This is a genomic window from Paractinoplanes abujensis, from assembly GCF_014204895.1.
Lineage (GTDB): Bacteria > Actinomycetota > Actinomycetes > Mycobacteriales > Micromonosporaceae > Actinoplanes > Actinoplanes abujensis.
The window spans coordinates 4,160,413-4,174,241 of the sequence record NZ_JACHMF010000001.1 but is presented as its reverse complement, the minus strand read 5'-3'; the positions used below and the strand labels follow the sequence as shown (position 1 = coordinate 4,174,241).

The window sequence follows — 13,829 nt, the reverse complement described above, 5'->3', positions numbered from 1 at the left end:
GTGGCCGCAGGCACAGCACGTCCTCGCCCGCATCGGTAAGCGTGCGGTGGCCGTCCGGCGTAATAGAGGTGTGGAACATCGACGGGTGGAGTTCGCCGCCTTCTACGAGAGCGCCCGGGACGACTGCCTGCGGGCGGTGACGGCGTCGCTGGGCAGCCGGCAGGCGGCTGAGGAGGCGGTGGCGGAGGCGTTCGCTCGGGCGTGGGCGCGCTGGCCCCGGGTGGCCGAGCACCCTTCACCCCGGGCCTGGGTGGTGCGCACAGCGCTCAACCTGCACGTTTCCTGGTGGCGGCGGTGGCGGCGGGAGGTTCCCACGCCCGAACGGTTCGACGACTCCGGCCCGGACAGTCCGGAACCGGCGACGTTGGATCCGCGGATGGTGGCGGCCCTGCGGTCGCTGCCGTTGCGTCAGCGGCAGGTCGTGGCGTTGCGCATCTTCCTGGATCTCGACAGCAGGACCACTGCCCGCACGCTGGGCATCGCCGCCGGAACGGTCACCGCGCACCTCGCCCGCGCGACCCAAGCCTTGCGGGCGCATCTGACGTCCGTCACCGAAGAGGAGTAGACGCCATGGCTGACGATGATGACCTGTACGCCCTGGTCCGCAGCGAGTTCGAGCCGGTGCGGCTGCGAACGGGCCTGGCCGACGTCACTGCTCGGGGCCGGGCGTTGCGTCGGCGTCGGCAGGCCGGAGTCGCGGCGGGCCTGACGGCGGTGGCCGCCGTCTCGGTTCTGGCGCTGAACTTGATACCCGAGGTGCAGACCGATCGACCAGCTCCGATGAAACTTGCGGCCTGGTCGGTCGAGGCGGCCCCGGACGGCAGCGTCGTGCTGACGATCCGGCAGTTGACCGACGCCGACCGGCTGACCGACGCGTTGCAGTCCGCCGGGGTGCCCGCTCTCGTCGAGTTCGAGCGGGTCCCTCCGCAAGCGCAGCAAGTGGGGTGCGCCGAGGACGACCAGGCGGCGCTGCCGCAGCTGAACAGCGTCATGCCGGTCGGCCGGAGCGTCGTCCGCGACAACGAGCGGGTGTTCACCATCCGGCGCGATCGGATGCCGCCGGGCACGAGCCTGCATTTCGTGCTCTTCGAGGAGCAAGCCGACGACGGCACTGTGGGACGTAGTGTCAGCACCCGTCTCGTCGACGGAGCACCACTGCCGTGCCGGCCACTGTGGAGCGGTCAGAAGTAGCGGGCCGGCTCCGGCCGAGGACGGAGCCGGCCCGGAAGACCTTTCAGCACTTCTTCCAGGCGACGTGGTACACCGTGTCGAGGTTGCCGTCGGTGGAGTCCATCGTCAGCATGCTGGTGGTCTTCTTGGTGTCCGACCAGCCGGCGTTGACCCGCAGCTCGGTGTTGACGTTGAGGTTGCGCTCTTCGCCGCAGGGCAGGAAGGCCAGCGATCCGATGCCGAGGCTGTCGGTCCGCTGCCAATCGCCGTCGGCCGGGCCGTTGAAGGTGTGCCGGCTCTTGGTGGTGTGCCGCTCGCCCTGGAAGTAGTAGAACGACGTCTGGGTCGCCGAGGATCCGCGCGCGAGGCGGTGGAAGCCGCGGTAGTCGACGCTGGCGATGGCGTAGGTGAAGCCTTGCGGTACGTGGACGTTCAGCCCCAGCTGACAGTTCTTGCGGAAGTCGAGGGGTTTCGCGCCCACGCCCACCTGGGCGGTGAACTCGCTGTAGGTCACGGTGAACGCTTTGCTGTCCGGGGACACACTCACGTCAGCCGAGCCCCACGGGCAACCTGATCCGTTGGCCGAGACCACGTCGATGACCATGTCGTCCTGGGGGCCGGGGAAGGGTGCCGCCTGAGCGGGCGTCGAGGTGAACAGGGCGGCCGCAGCAGTGGCGCCGACGGCGAGGGTCTTGAGCATGGTTTCCCTTTCGAGGTTCAGTGGAGAACGTGCCGACGTAACGTACATATCGGACACCTCGTTTCGCCGGGTTTGCCGAAGGATCGAACGGTGCCGAGCGCGGGCTGAGCTGTCATTCGGCCCGACTGGTGGAGCGCCCCCTCGGCCGATCGGACGGCCCCGTTCGCGAACCGGTCGGCGGCGTACCACGCGACGGCCGGTCCGGACCTGATAGGCCGAAAGTCGTAGGGGTCTTGCCCGCGATCTCTACCCTGGGCCGACGCGACGCCGGGCCGGGCCGGGAGAAGCTGTCCCGACTCCGGACGGATGAAGGTGGCCGACGTTATGGCAGACAGCGCGGTGATGGTGGACAAGCGGGAGCAGCACGCCCCGCAGCGGCCGTCGTGGCGGCCGCCGCCGTCGCGGATCGGTGTGGCTCGCGTCGTCCAGGTGGTGGGCGCGTTCGACGCGGTGACCGCGGTCCTGCCCGGCTGGCACCACCGCATGGCGGCGCTGGCGCATGTCATGCCGACCACCGGCATGCTGACCGCGCGGGCCGCCACCGGTGTCGTCGGGTTGCTGCTGCTCTACCTGGGCGCCGGGCTGCGGCGGGGCAAGCGCCGCGCGTGGCAGCTCACCACGGCGCTGTGCGCGCTCAGCGTGGTGCTGCACCTGGCCAAGGCCACGGTGGCGCCGGCCCTGGTCGCGGCCGGCGTGCTCGGTGTGCTGCTGATCGAACGGGACCGTTTCCACGCCCGCGGCGACGCGCGCAACCGGTGGCGGGCGCTGGGGGTCTGCGCCGGGTTCCTGGCCGCCGGGTTCGTGCTCGGGTTCGTCGAGGTGGCGCTGCGCGCCGGGCAGCTCACCGGCGACGCCGGTCCCCTCCGGTGGGCTCAGCACGTCGTCCTGGGCATGGTCGGCGTCACCGGCCCGCTGCACTTCCAGCACGCGGTCACCGGCACCGCGGTGGCCGTCACCACCGGCACCTTCGGGCTGCTGGGGTTCGCCGTGGGCGCCGTGGTGCTGCTGCGGCCGGGCACCCGGTGCCCCGGGTGGGCCGACGGTGACGAGGCCGAGGTGCGTGAGCTGCTCGGGCGGCGAGGCGACGGCGACTCGCTGGGTTACTTCGCGCTGCGCTCCGACAAGCTGATCATCTGGGCGCCGTCGCGCAAGGCGGCCGTGGCCTACCGCGTGATCAACGGCGTGAGCCTGGCCTCGGGCAACCCGCTGGGTGCCCCGTCGGCCTGGCCGGACGCGATCGCCGCGTGGCTGGCCGACTGCGCCCAGCACGGCTGGACCCCGGCGGTCCTGGCTTGCGACACGGCCGGCGGCACGGCGTACCGGCGGTTCGGTCTCGACGCCATCGAACTGGGCGACGAGGCGATCATCGACGTGCCCGGGTTCTCGCTGGACGGCCGCCCGATGCGCAATGTGCGCCAGGCCGTCGGCCGGGCCCGCCGGGCCGGGTACACCTGCGAGGTGGTGCGGCAGCGCGACCTCGACGAGGCCGGCCTCGAACAGGCGCGGCACTGCGCGGTGGCGTTCCGGCAGGGCGGGGTGGAACGAGGCTTCTCGATGGCGTTGTCGCGGTTCGGCGATCCGGCCGACGGCGACTGCCTGCTGGTGCTGTGCCGCGACACCGACGGCCGGCTGCGCGGGCTGCTGCAGTTCGTGCCGTGGGGCGGTGCCGGCCTGTCGCTCGACCTCATGCGGGCCGACCGGGCCGCCGACAACGGCCTGATGGAACTCATGGTCGTGAGCGCGGTCGAGGCCGCCCCGGCGTTCGGGGTGCAGCGCATCTCGCTGAACTTCGCGGTGCTGCGCTCGGTGTTCGCCCGGGCCGAGCAGCTCGGAGCCGGCCCGGTCACCCGGGTGTGGGCGCGGGTGCTGCGGGCGGGCTCCCGGCTGTGGCAGATCGAGTCGCTCTACCGGGCCAACGCCAAGTACCAGCCGAGCTGGCAGCCGCGTTTCCTGTGCTTCCCGTCCGCCCGTGACCTGTCGCGCATCGCCGTGGCCGCGCTCAGCGCCGAGGCGTTCCTGCCGGCCGGTCGCCGGGGTGCCCGCAAGCCGGGCCCATGAGCCTGATCAGCCTGCCGCTGATCCTGCTGACCGGTGCGGCCGCGGTCACGGTGTCGGCGGCCACCGTCCGGTTCTGGTCCCGCGGGGGCCGCCGTCGCCGGTTGATCACCCGTACGGTGGGACTGCTGCTGGCCGACCTGCTCATCGTCGTCACGATCGGGCTCGTCGACAACCGCGTGCAGACCTTCTACCCGTCGTGGGGCGATCTGGCGGCCGACGCGGGGCGCGCGGGCGGGCCCGCGCTGAGCATCGACTCCGGCGTCACCGTCGCGCTGGCGGCCGTGACGGTGTTGGTCTCGGCGTACGCGCTGGCGCACTGGTGGGACGGGCGGCGGCGGACCGGCCGTACGGCGCTTGTTCTGCTCGTCGTCGTGACCTCGGTGGCCGTGAGCGCCCTGCAGGCCAACCGGCTCACCACCACGTACGAGTCGTGGTCGGCGCTGGCCGGGCGCCCCGCCCCGCTGTCCGCCGGCCCGCCCGCGCCCGGTGGCGGCCGCCTGCTCTCGGTCGTCGTGCCCGGGCCGGCCAGCGGCCTGCACCTAACCATGGGCGTCTACCTGCCCGCCGCCTACGACACGCCCGGCGCTGCGAACCGGCGGTTCCCGGTCGTCGAGGCGTTCCACGGCTACCCCGGATCGCCGACCGTCTGGATCCGGCGGCTCGACGTGGTGCACACGCTCGACCGGGAGATCGCCTCGGGCCGGATGGCCCCGACCGTGGTGCTCTTCCCCAGCCAGACGCCGCGCCGCCTGCTCGACACCGAGTGCACCGACCTGGTCGGCGGCCCGCGCACCGAGACCTTCCTGACCGCCGACGTGGCCGCCTGGGCGACCGCGAACCTGCGTGTGCGCACCGACCGCGGCGGGTGGGGCCTGATCGGCTACTCGGCCGGCGGTTTCTGCGCGATGAACCTCGCCCTGCGTCACCCCGACCGGTACGCCGCGGCCGCCTCGCTGTCCGGCGACGCCGGTCCGGGCATCACCGTCGGCGACGGCAGCGAGAAGACCACCAACAACGTCGCCTGGAGGCTCACTCACCGGCCGGCGCCGCGCATCTCGATGTACGTCACGTGGGCCGCCGACGACACCCAGTCCCGCGACGGTTCGCGCGCGGTCGTGCGCGCGGCCCGGCCCCCGATCGCGCTCACCGCGGTCGAACTGCCGCACGGCGGCCACAGCATGGCACTGTGGCGGCGCATGGAGGGCCCGGCGTTCGCCTGGCTCGCCGACCGGCTGACCGCCGCCGATGTGACGGCGGCCGGACCCACCCGATGACAACCAACCCGGGCCGACCGAGCGGAGTTCTGCGCCGGTAACGCCGCAATCCTCGAGCGCCGCCCCGCACCCCCGGTCAGCCGATCCGACCGGCGGGCGGGGCGTCACCCTTTCGGGCCTCAACCGAACGGACGATTTGGGCGATATGTCCGGATTGCTAAGTTGATCAAGGCGCTCCGGTCGCGACGGTTCGCGTCGCGGGCTGATCCGCAGCACGACGGCATTCTCCTGAGCGAAGGGAAGCTATGGTCAAGGCACTCCGCGCCGTTTCAATGGGCTCCACGGCGGCGGCCCCATATCGACGGCAACGGTATTCCTGACCGGCTTCGGCAATTCGCTCATCATGGATCCGGTTGTGCCCGGGCATTCATCCCGCCGACATTCCGGATTGCTTCCGTCGCGGTTTTCGTAACGGAAACACGAAGGGCTGAAACGTCGGCCGGAAGCGTCAGTCGGCAGTTTTTGGGGAATCTCCCCATCGGAAGTGCAAACGAGAAAGGAAAAACCATGAACCGTATTTCGCGTCTCCTCGCCACCGCGGTCATCGCGGCCGGCCTCAGCACCGCTGTGGCCGCCGGGGCGAGCCCCGCGCAGGCGGCGGACAGCTCCGCTCAGGCCGGCACGAAGAAGAGCTCGGCGACGGCGCGGGTCGGCTGGCGCAACGACGAGGTCGTCGGCTACTTCCGCACCCTGCGGGCCTGCGAGCGGGTCGGCCGGATCGGCGAGTTCCGCGACCGCTGGGACGACTACGACTGCTACCGCGTCCGGTACGGCTTCAACCGGGGCGCCTGGGTGCTCGAGGTCTCGGAGAACGACTGGAACGGCCGCTGGAACAACGACAACTGGTACGGCGGCTGGTACAACAGCTGGCACGGTGGCGACTGGAACAACGGCTGGTTCACCCGCGACCGCGGGCGTTTCCCGTTCATCACGGCGATTCGCTGACCCTGCGGCACGCAGTCGGTGAGGCGGGCCCCGCTCGGATGAGCGGGGCCCGCCCGCCGGGCGTCAGCACCGTTTCCAGGTGACGTGGTAAACGGTGTCGATGTGGCCTTCGGTCGAATCCATCGTCAGCGTGCTGGTGGTCGTCTTGATGCTGCGAGGCGCCGACGGCGGGAGCTTTGAGCACGGAAGACCTCCGATCACAAATGCCGATGAACAGTGTTGCCACTCAGCGGAATTCCGGGCCCGCGCATTCCTGAGGCGACACTGGAGACAACGACGCAGAAGATCGCCACGTAACCGCCCGTCGAATATGCGGCCCGAGCAGGCAAACGGCATTTCGTCCTTTCGGCCTATCCGGCTCGTGGGCAGATATCGCCACTCATCGCCAGCGCAACGGTCCGGGATGCACGCTCCACAGCAGCCGCCGCCACCAGCTGCGACGCCCGCGCAACTCCTCGGCGTACGCGATCGCCTGGTCTCCGGCTCTGGCCGCCTGCCCGTCGTCGGCCGCGCCCGGCGCGAAACCGACCGTGTTGATCCCCGCCACCAGCTCGTCCAGCGGCGGCATGTCCTCGCCTGCGGCGGGCTCCGGCACGGCCTTGCGCAACCGCTTCTGCGGTGGTTGCGGTTTTTGCGCGTACGCCGCCGCCTCGCTCGCCGCCAGGTGCCGCGGCACGGGCTGCCCCGCCAGCCGCAACGCGTCACGGAACTCCGACCACGCCCCGGTGATCCGCTCGTCCGGGCTGCCCGCGGTCAGCCGCCGCCTGCGCAGCGAACGCCGCATCAGCACGATCGTGCCCGCCGCCGCGACCAGCATCAGCAGCACCGATCCCGACGCACCTCCCGCCACCACCGCAGCCGACGGCCCACCGTCCTGCTTCACCGCCGGCACCGCGGGTGGCCCTGACGACGACGGCGTGCTCGACGGCGCGGGTGGCTCCGACGGCGGTGTGGGCGGTTTCGACGGCTTCGGTGTGAAGTCCTCCTCGACCGGCCGCGGGGTCCTGCTCTTGGGCAGCGGGTCGAAGGCCACCCAGCCCAGCCCGTCGAACAAGACTTCCGGCCAGGCCAGCGCGCTCGCCGCCGTCACGACCCCACCGGCGGCCGGCGCGTCGAACCCCACCACCACCCGGCTCGGCAACCCGGTCAGCCGGGCCAGCAGCGCGAACGACGCCGCGAACTGCTCGCTCGTGCCCACCTGCCCGCCCTGCTCCCGCGGCCCGAACAGAAAAAAGTTCAGATTCGGGTACGCGTGCCCGCTCGGTGCGTCGGCCACTTTCCGATAATGCTCGGCCAGGAACTCCTCAATGGCCGTCGCCCGGTCGAACGCCGCCCCGTTGCCGTCCGCGAGCTGATCGGCCAGCCGCTGAACGCCCTCCGGAACGTCGGTCGCCACGGCCAGATACCGCGCCACCGCATCCCCCGACGGCGAATCCGCGGTCGGCAGCAGGTTCAGATCGGGCGTCTGCAGCTGCGACGTCACCGAATACCGCAGCCCCGCCTGCAGCCCTTCCGGCCGGATCATCGTCCCCGTCGTGGCGTCAAAAGCGACCCGAGCCCCCTGTACGCCGGTGGGCGTGGGCACGACCGGCAGCAACCGCCCGGTCAACCCGTCGATCACCACGTCCTGGCGCACCTCGGTCACCGCCGTGTCCGGCAGTTTCGGCTGCGCCGGCAACACCCGGCCCGCATTGCGATACGTCGCCCCGACCCGCCAGGTCACCCCGTCGTAATCCGGCAGCACGGCCAGTCGCAACCGCAGCCTTTTGCCCGGCGAAGCCGACGCCCGCGACACTTTCAGCAGCGGCTCCTTCGGCGTCAGCGCCCACCCCGAGATCCGGTTCAGCGGGCTCTCGTCCAAGCTGTCCACCTGCGGCGGCTCCACATACTGCCGCGGATCCACCGGCGTCGCCCCGACCCGCCCGCCCACCATCGGACCCACCGCGACGATCAGCGCCAGCAGAGCCACCAGCCCCGCCGCGGCCCCGGCCAAAGCCCTTCCCCGTACGGCTCTGGCCACCTCACCTGTGACCTCGGCGCGCTGAGCCGGCCGCGCGCTGACCGCCAGCGCCACCACGCTCAACGCCGCGAAGATCAGCGTCGGCGTGCCCGCGCTGTCCGCGTTGGGCCCCACCACATACAGCGCGCCCCCGTAGAGGGCCGCCACCGGCAGCAGCCCGAGCAGCACCCGCCCCGCCCGTACGGCGATCTCGGCTCCCGCCAGCCCCGCCAGCCAGGCCGCGATCACCGGCACGACCACGGTGTCGGGTGTCGGCTCGACCGGAATCATCGCCGTCAGCAGCCGCGGGATCCCGTTGCGCACACTGTCCCGCACGATGTCGGCCAGCGGATCGGTGATGTCGGCCTGGCTAGCCGCCAGCCGCAGCGCCAGCACCGCATACCCTGCCATGAGCACGGCCGACAGCGGCGCCACCACCCAGTTCGGCACCCGCCGGCAGGCGAGGCTCAGCCCCACCGACCCGGCCGCGGCCCCCGTCATCAGCTGCAGCAGCAGCGACCCGGCGAAGATCCGCCCCAGCACCACCCCGGACAGCGCGATCATCCCGGCCAGCGCCACCGCCACGACAGCCGCGCGAACCCACTTCACCATCCGCGCACACCGTCCCAGGCGGCCGCGAACTCGGAGCCGTCGGCGGCTTCGACGACGATCAGCCCGTCGCCGCCGGACACCGGGGCGCCGTCCCGATCGCCGAGCAGCCCCGCCATCACCACCGGGTACGGCCCGCGCAACGCGCTCACCGCGCCGAGGTCGTCGCGTCCACCCGGCCCGGTGAGGAACACCAGCGTGTCGCCGAGGCGCTGAGCCCGTACGCGCCGAAGGGTCGCCGCCAGATCACCGGGGGACAGGGCGGCCTGGGTCAGCACGTCGAGGTACGGCCCCGACGCCACACTGGTCACCAGGTGCAGGCTGACCGGGATGTCCTCCCGTACGGCCGCCGCCACGATCGACGCCGCAGCCTCACACGCCGACTCGAACGACTCGGCTGTGCCGTCCCGCACCTCCGGATGCGCCGAAGCCCGGTCGTCGAGCAGCACCACCATCGTCGGCTCGGACGTGTCGAGCTGCTCACGCACCATCAGCTCGCCCACCTTGGCGCTGGACCGCCAGTGCACCCGCCGCAACTCGTCCCCGACCACATATTCGCGCAGCGAGTCGAACGTGATCGTCCCGTGCGGCACCTTGTCGATGCGCCCGTCGAGGCTGCGCGCCATCCCCGCCGGCACCGCCCGCAGCAAGTGGATGCGCGGGTGGACCCACACTTCCGCGAGCCCTCCGTACGTCCGAGCCAGGGTGATCAGCCCGAGCGGGTCCCCCCGCGTCACCCGCAGCGGCCCGATCTTCACCACGCCGCGCCGGCTGGTCGGCACCGGATAGTTCGCCGTGGTGTCCCGGCCCGGCCGCAGCCGCAACAAAGGCACCGGCACCGACTGACTGCCACACCGATCCGAGGCCACCAGATTGGCCGCCCGCACCCGGCTGGTGTTGCGCACAGTCAATGTCATCTGCGCAGCCTCACCCCGCGCCACCCGGTCGGGCTCAGCCACCCGCTCCACCCCGAGCCGCGGCCGCCAGAACGCAAACCCCACAGCGCAGAGGAGCGCGATCCCGGCCGCCGCCCCCAGCAGCGCCAGATCGGGATACCCGTACCGGAACCCCGCCGCCAGCAGCCCCACCGCAGCCACAATGACGCCGTAACCACGCGCGGTCACCCCGGTCGTGCGCCGCCACCTCTGCAGTCCACCACTCGCCCGCGCCCCGACGGCGTTCCGCGTCAGGGGAGTAGGGACAGCGGGTCGCGGCTCACCGCTCGAACCGGCTCCCGCCGTCTCTGCGGCCGGGGCGGATGGCCTGCCGCTGGTCGCTGCGTCGTGAGCGGCCCGGGTGGAGGGGCCGCCGGTCGGCGGAGCGCTGCCGACCGGCAGCGGCGGCTCTCCGGCAGGCGGGGGAGTGCTCACGCCCCGGCCGTGACGCGGTTGGTGTCGGGCAGCGGCACCGGCACCGAGCGCACCGCGTCGCCGAGCACCTCGGCCGCGGTCACCCCGCGCAGCTGGGCGTCGGCCGACAGCAGCACGCGGTGGGCGAACACCGGCTCCAGCAGCGTCTTGAAGTCTTCCGGCAGCACATACCCGCGCCCGTTGATCAGCGCGTACGCGCAGGCCGCCCGGGTCAGCGCGATCACCCCACGCGGGCTGACCCCCACGCGTACCTGCGGGTGGTTGCGGGTCGCCGCCGCGAGGCGCACCGCGTACGTGTAAAGCGGGTCGGCCACATGCACCCGCGTGGCCATCCGCACCATCTCGCCGACGATGGTCGTGTCGGTCACCGGTTCGAGCGTGTCGGGGGAGCGCAGCGCCGCCCCGCGCAGCACCTCGACCTCGACGTCCTCGCTGGGGTAGCCCACCGACAGCTTCACCAGGAAGCGGTCGAGCTGGGCCTCGGGCAGCCGGTACGTGCCGTCCATCTCGACCGGGTTCTGCGTGGCCACCACCAGGAATGGCTGCGGCACCGGGTGCGGCACGCCGTCCACGGTGACCCGGCGTTCCTCCATCACCTCCAGCAGCGCCGACTGGGTCTTGGGGGAGGCCCGGTTGATCTCGTCGGCGATGACGATGTTGGCGAATACCGGCCCGGGGTGGAACTCGAACCCACGGCTGGCCTGGTTGAAGATCGTCACACCGGACACGTCGGAGGGCAGCAGGTCGGGGGTGAACTGGATGCGCCGCCACTGCCCCTTGATCGAGGCGGCCAGCGCGCGGGCCAGGGTGGTCTTGCCGACGCCGGGCACGTCTTCGAGCAGCACGTGACCCTGGGCGAACAGGGCGGTCAGGGCCAGGCGCACCACCTCGGGTTTGCCCAGCACGACCGCACCCACCCGGTCGGCGAGCGCGGCCGCCACCTCGGCGAACCCGTGGATGTGCTGCGGCGGCAGTTGTTCCGTCACTGTTGGTACCTCACCATGGAGCGCTAGCAGGTCGGCAGGTCGTTCAGGTCATCCCCGCCTTCGAGGTTGAGCCACGCCCACGGGATGTAGTTCTTGCCGCTGTAGTTGACCTGGATCCACCAGGTGCTGCGCTTCTCGTTGTTGTAGATGTAGGCGTAGATCGACTCGCCGCTCTTCTTGCAGTACGCCTGCAGGCGCGTGCCCGGTTTGGCCCAGCCGACCTGTTTGTCGTCGTCCTGCCGGGTGACGCTGAAGATCTCGTTGCCGTTGCGGCCGCTGACGTCCTTGTCGCAGTAGGTCGCGGTCTCGCCGTTCTGGCCGTTCTTGCAGGTCGCGATGCCGTACAGGTTGTCGGTGGTGCCCTTGGACTGTGCGGTGACCGTGCCCGCCGCGTTCTTGGCGGTGATGGTGAACGTGTACGCCGTGCTGGGCTTGAGGCCCGTCACCTTGAGGCTGGAACAGTTGCCGGACGCGCTGCCGCCGCCGCCCGAGGAGGCTACCGAGCAGCTGGCCGTGCCGCCGCCCGCGTCCACGCTGAACTTGACCGTGGCCGTGTTGAACGTGGCGTCCACACCGGTGCCGGTGATCCGGGGCAGCGCGACCGTCTTGGCGGTGGCCGTGCCCGGTTCGCCCTCGCCGGCCTCGTTGACCGCGCGCACCTCGACCGCGACCGTGGCGCCGGCGTCGAAGCCGGTCAGTGTGGCCGCTGTGCCGTCGGTGACGTCCAGACTCTTGCCGCCGCCGCTGACCACGTACTTGGTGATCGGCCGCCCGTTGTCGGCCGCCGGCTGCCACGCCACCTGGATCGAGCCGGCCTGGTCGCCCGCGGTCGCCGCGTCGGTGCCCTCGGGCGCGCCCGGCTTGGTGAACGGCACGACGCTGCCGCTGACCGGTGACGCCTTGGAGCCCGCGCCGCGCTCGTTGACCGACACGACGGTGAACGCGTACTGCTTGCCGTACTCCAGCTGGCCGTCCTTGATCGTCAGGGACGCCTCGGCGGAGTCACCGATCGGCGCGCTGCCGCCCTCGCTGATCGCGGTCACCGTGTACCGCCGGATCTCCAGTCCCTGGCCGTTGGCCGGGGGCCAGCTCACCACGACCGTGCCGTCCGGCTTGGCCTCCGCGGTCACCGCGGCCGGGGCGTCGGGCACCTCGGACGTCGGTTTCACGGCGTTACTCGTCCGGGAGGGACCTTGACCCTTTTTGTTGACCGCGCTCACCGCAAACTGATACGTCTGCCCGTTGACCAGCCCCGTCACGGTCAGCGCGCGCTGGTCGGCGCCCACCTGGAACGTACGCCCGGCCCCGACCACGACGTAACGGGTGATCACGGCGTTGTTGTCCTGCGCGGCCTGCCAGGTCACCCGCGCCTCGGCGTTGCCCGCGGCGGCCCGCACGTTACGCGGCGCGCTGGGCTTGCTGACCACCGGCTTCTTCGGCTTGGGCGGCGGCGGGGGAGCCTGCGGCGGCACCGGCGGGCGGTCGCTGCCCAGCACGTCCCCGGCGTACTTGTCGACCGTGCGCACCGCGTGCGACGCGTCCACGACCCGCGCGATCGAGCTGCCGGGCGCGTTGATGAACAGGTAACCTTCGCGAACCTCGAGCTCCAGCTTGCCGCCCGGGTTGGGGAAGCTGATGTCTTTCTGGCGCTGCCCGGCCGAGTTGAACACGTGCACCTGGCCCGAGTCGTCGGCCACGTAGAAGTAGCCCTGCCAGGCCACCGCGGGCTGCAGCCCCTCGCCGTCACCGGGCACCTGGAAGTCGGCCGCCACCCGCCGGTCGCCCACGATGTAGACGTGACGCGAGTCGGGCACGGTCACCGGCACCTGCTTGCCGTCCGTACGCGGCGCCAGCGTGCCCGGGCCGGCCAGCGGCAGCGTCGTGTTGGCGAAGCCGGGTTCGCTGCCCTTCACGACGGCCAGGGCATTGTTCGTACGGTTGAGCACCGCCACACCGTCGTCCAGCGTGGAAAGCGTGAGGTCGTGCGCCGCCGGGGCCACCGACTCCGTCCGGACGCGCTGGGGTGTGCTCGCGGTCTGGTCCGTCGCGGCCGACGCGATCGTGGCCGGGGTGACCGCGCTGACGGTGCCCTCGGTCGGCGAGGCGATCCACAGCTTGCCCTCGCCGTCGAACACGCCACCCGCGATGCCCGGCGGGAACCGCAGCGGGTTGCCGACCGGCCCCAGCGTGCGCGGGTCGAGCTGCTGCACCGAACCCTGCACGGCGTCGATCACGAAAACGGAGTCCTCGTGCAGCGCCACCCGCACCCCGATGCCCGAGGTGGACGAGGCCGCCCAGTACTCCTGCAGCGTGGTGAGGTTCATCGACCCGATCGCGCCCGTGGTGACATCGCGCATGATCACAAACTTGTCGTTCTGAACGATCTGCACCTCGTGCCCGCGCGCCTTGGGCACGTCGACCCGCGTGTCCACCTTGGCGGTGACGCCGTTGATGCGCGCCACCTCACCCTTGGCCTTCGACCACACCCACGAGGCGGCGTCGAAACTGGCCACCGCCTGATCGGCCGAACCCAGCCCGAACACGGTCAGCCCGAGACCACCCGCAAGACTGAGCACGGTGCCCATCGTGACCAGATAGCCGCGCCGCCAACGGCGTTTCGGCCGGTCCAATGTCACCCCGTCTGCGCTGGTCACTGCCGCTTCCTCCCCGTCGGACGGCCACCGGAATCCAGAACGCAGGCCATCATAGGGGGATGCA

Annotated in this window: 10 protein-coding genes; 5 read left to right on the top strand and 5 right to left on the bottom strand. The window is 71.6% G+C overall.

From position 1 onward, the window contains the following. Window positions 1-85: 85 nt before the first annotated feature. Window positions 86-565 carry a sigma-70 family RNA polymerase sigma factor gene (locus BKA14_RS18555; RefSeq protein ID WP_239093057.1) on the top strand — a complete coding sequence of 160 codons (480 nt, stop codon included), beginning with the start codon at window positions 86-88 and terminating at the stop codon, window positions 563-565. A 5-nt stretch (window positions 566-570) separates the two neighbouring features. After that, the gene (locus tag BKA14_RS18550; RefSeq protein ID WP_184952185.1) at window positions 571-1,191 is read left to right on the top strand and encodes a hypothetical protein; all 621 of its coding nucleotides are present in this window, start codon (window positions 571-573) and stop codon (window positions 1,189-1,191) included. A gap of 43 nt (window positions 1,192-1,234) precedes the next feature. Here the strand turns inward: BKA14_RS18550 and BKA14_RS18545 are convergent, their stop codons facing one another. Then, window positions 1,235-1,870 (bottom strand): DUF4360 domain-containing protein, encoded by a 636-nt coding sequence (locus BKA14_RS18545; RefSeq protein ID WP_184952184.1) that lies wholly within the window; start codon window positions 1,868-1,870, stop codon window positions 1,235-1,237. 324 nt (window positions 1,871-2,194) lie between these two features. Here BKA14_RS18545 and BKA14_RS18540 point away from each other — a divergent pair, with 324 nt between their 5' ends. From BKA14_RS18540 to BKA14_RS18530, 3 genes are all read left to right on the top strand, one after another. Continuing rightward, window positions 2,195-3,928: a phosphatidylglycerol lysyltransferase domain-containing protein gene (locus BKA14_RS18540; RefSeq protein WP_239093059.1), complete on the top strand. Its 1,734-nt coding sequence runs from the start codon at window positions 2,195-2,197 to the stop codon at window positions 3,926-3,928. Continuing rightward, window positions 3,925-5,202 carry an alpha/beta hydrolase gene (locus BKA14_RS18535; protein WP_184952183.1) on the top strand — a complete coding sequence of 426 codons (1,278 nt, stop codon included), beginning with the start codon at window positions 3,925-3,927 and terminating at the stop codon, window positions 5,200-5,202. Before BKA14_RS18540 ends, BKA14_RS18535 begins: the two co-directional genes overlap by 4 nt. A 507-nt stretch (window positions 5,203-5,709) precedes the next feature. Next, entirely contained in the window at window positions 5,710-6,147 is a 438-nt protein-coding gene (locus BKA14_RS18530) for a hypothetical protein (RefSeq protein ID WP_184952182.1), read from the top strand. 379 nt (window positions 6,148-6,526) lie between these two features. On the opposite strand, the gene BKA14_RS18525 is transcribed toward BKA14_RS18530, so the two are convergent. From BKA14_RS18525 to BKA14_RS18510, 4 genes are all read right to left on the bottom strand, one after another. Then, entirely contained in the window at window positions 6,527-8,758 is a 2,232-nt protein-coding gene (locus BKA14_RS18525) for a transglutaminase TgpA family protein (protein ID WP_184952181.1), read from the bottom strand. Continuing rightward, complete coding sequence (locus BKA14_RS18520; protein ID WP_239093060.1) at window positions 8,752-9,852, bottom strand: DUF58 domain-containing protein; 1,101 nt, start codon at window positions 9,850-9,852, stop codon at window positions 8,752-8,754. Before BKA14_RS18520 ends, BKA14_RS18525 begins: the two co-directional genes overlap by 7 nt. 269 nt (window positions 9,853-10,121) lie before the next feature. Beyond that, window positions 10,122-11,111 (bottom strand): AAA family ATPase, encoded by a 990-nt coding sequence (locus BKA14_RS18515; RefSeq protein ID WP_184952179.1) that lies wholly within the window; start codon window positions 11,109-11,111, stop codon window positions 10,122-10,124. Window positions 11,112-11,134: 23 nt separating this feature from the next. Then, a complete protein-coding gene (locus tag BKA14_RS18510; RefSeq protein WP_184956818.1) occupies window positions 11,135-13,696 on the bottom strand; it encodes a fibronectin type III domain-containing protein in 2,562 nt (853 codons plus the stop codon). Window positions 13,697-13,829: the final 133 nt, after the last annotated feature.

What these genes read in the sequence shown, in the direction of transcription:
- BKA14_RS18550 (WP_184952185.1), top strand. Translation starts at nt 571, where the DNA reads ATGGCTGACGATGATGACCTGTACGCCCTGGTCCGCAGCGAGTTCGAG.
- BKA14_RS18545 (WP_184952184.1), bottom strand. Translation starts at nt 1,870, where the DNA reads ATGCTCAAGACCCTCGCCGTCGGCGCCACTGCTGCGGCCGCCCTGTTC.
- BKA14_RS18540 (WP_239093059.1), top strand. Translation starts at nt 2,195, where the DNA reads ATGGCAGACAGCGCGGTGATGGTGGACAAGCGGGAGCAGCACGCCCCG.
- BKA14_RS18535 (WP_184952183.1), top strand. Translation starts at nt 3,925, where the DNA reads ATGAGCCTGATCAGCCTGCCGCTGATCCTGCTGACCGGTGCGGCCGCG.
- BKA14_RS18530 (WP_184952182.1), top strand. Translation starts at nt 5,710, where the DNA reads ATGAACCGTATTTCGCGTCTCCTCGCCACCGCGGTCATCGCGGCCGGC.
- BKA14_RS18525 (WP_184952181.1), bottom strand. Translation starts at nt 8,758, where the DNA reads ATGGTGAAGTGGGTTCGCGCGGCTGTCGTGGCGGTGGCGCTGGCCGGG.
- BKA14_RS18510 (WP_184956818.1), bottom strand. Translation starts at nt 13,696, where the DNA reads ATGGGCACCGTGCTCAGTCTTGCGGGTGGTCTCGGGCTGACCGTGTTC.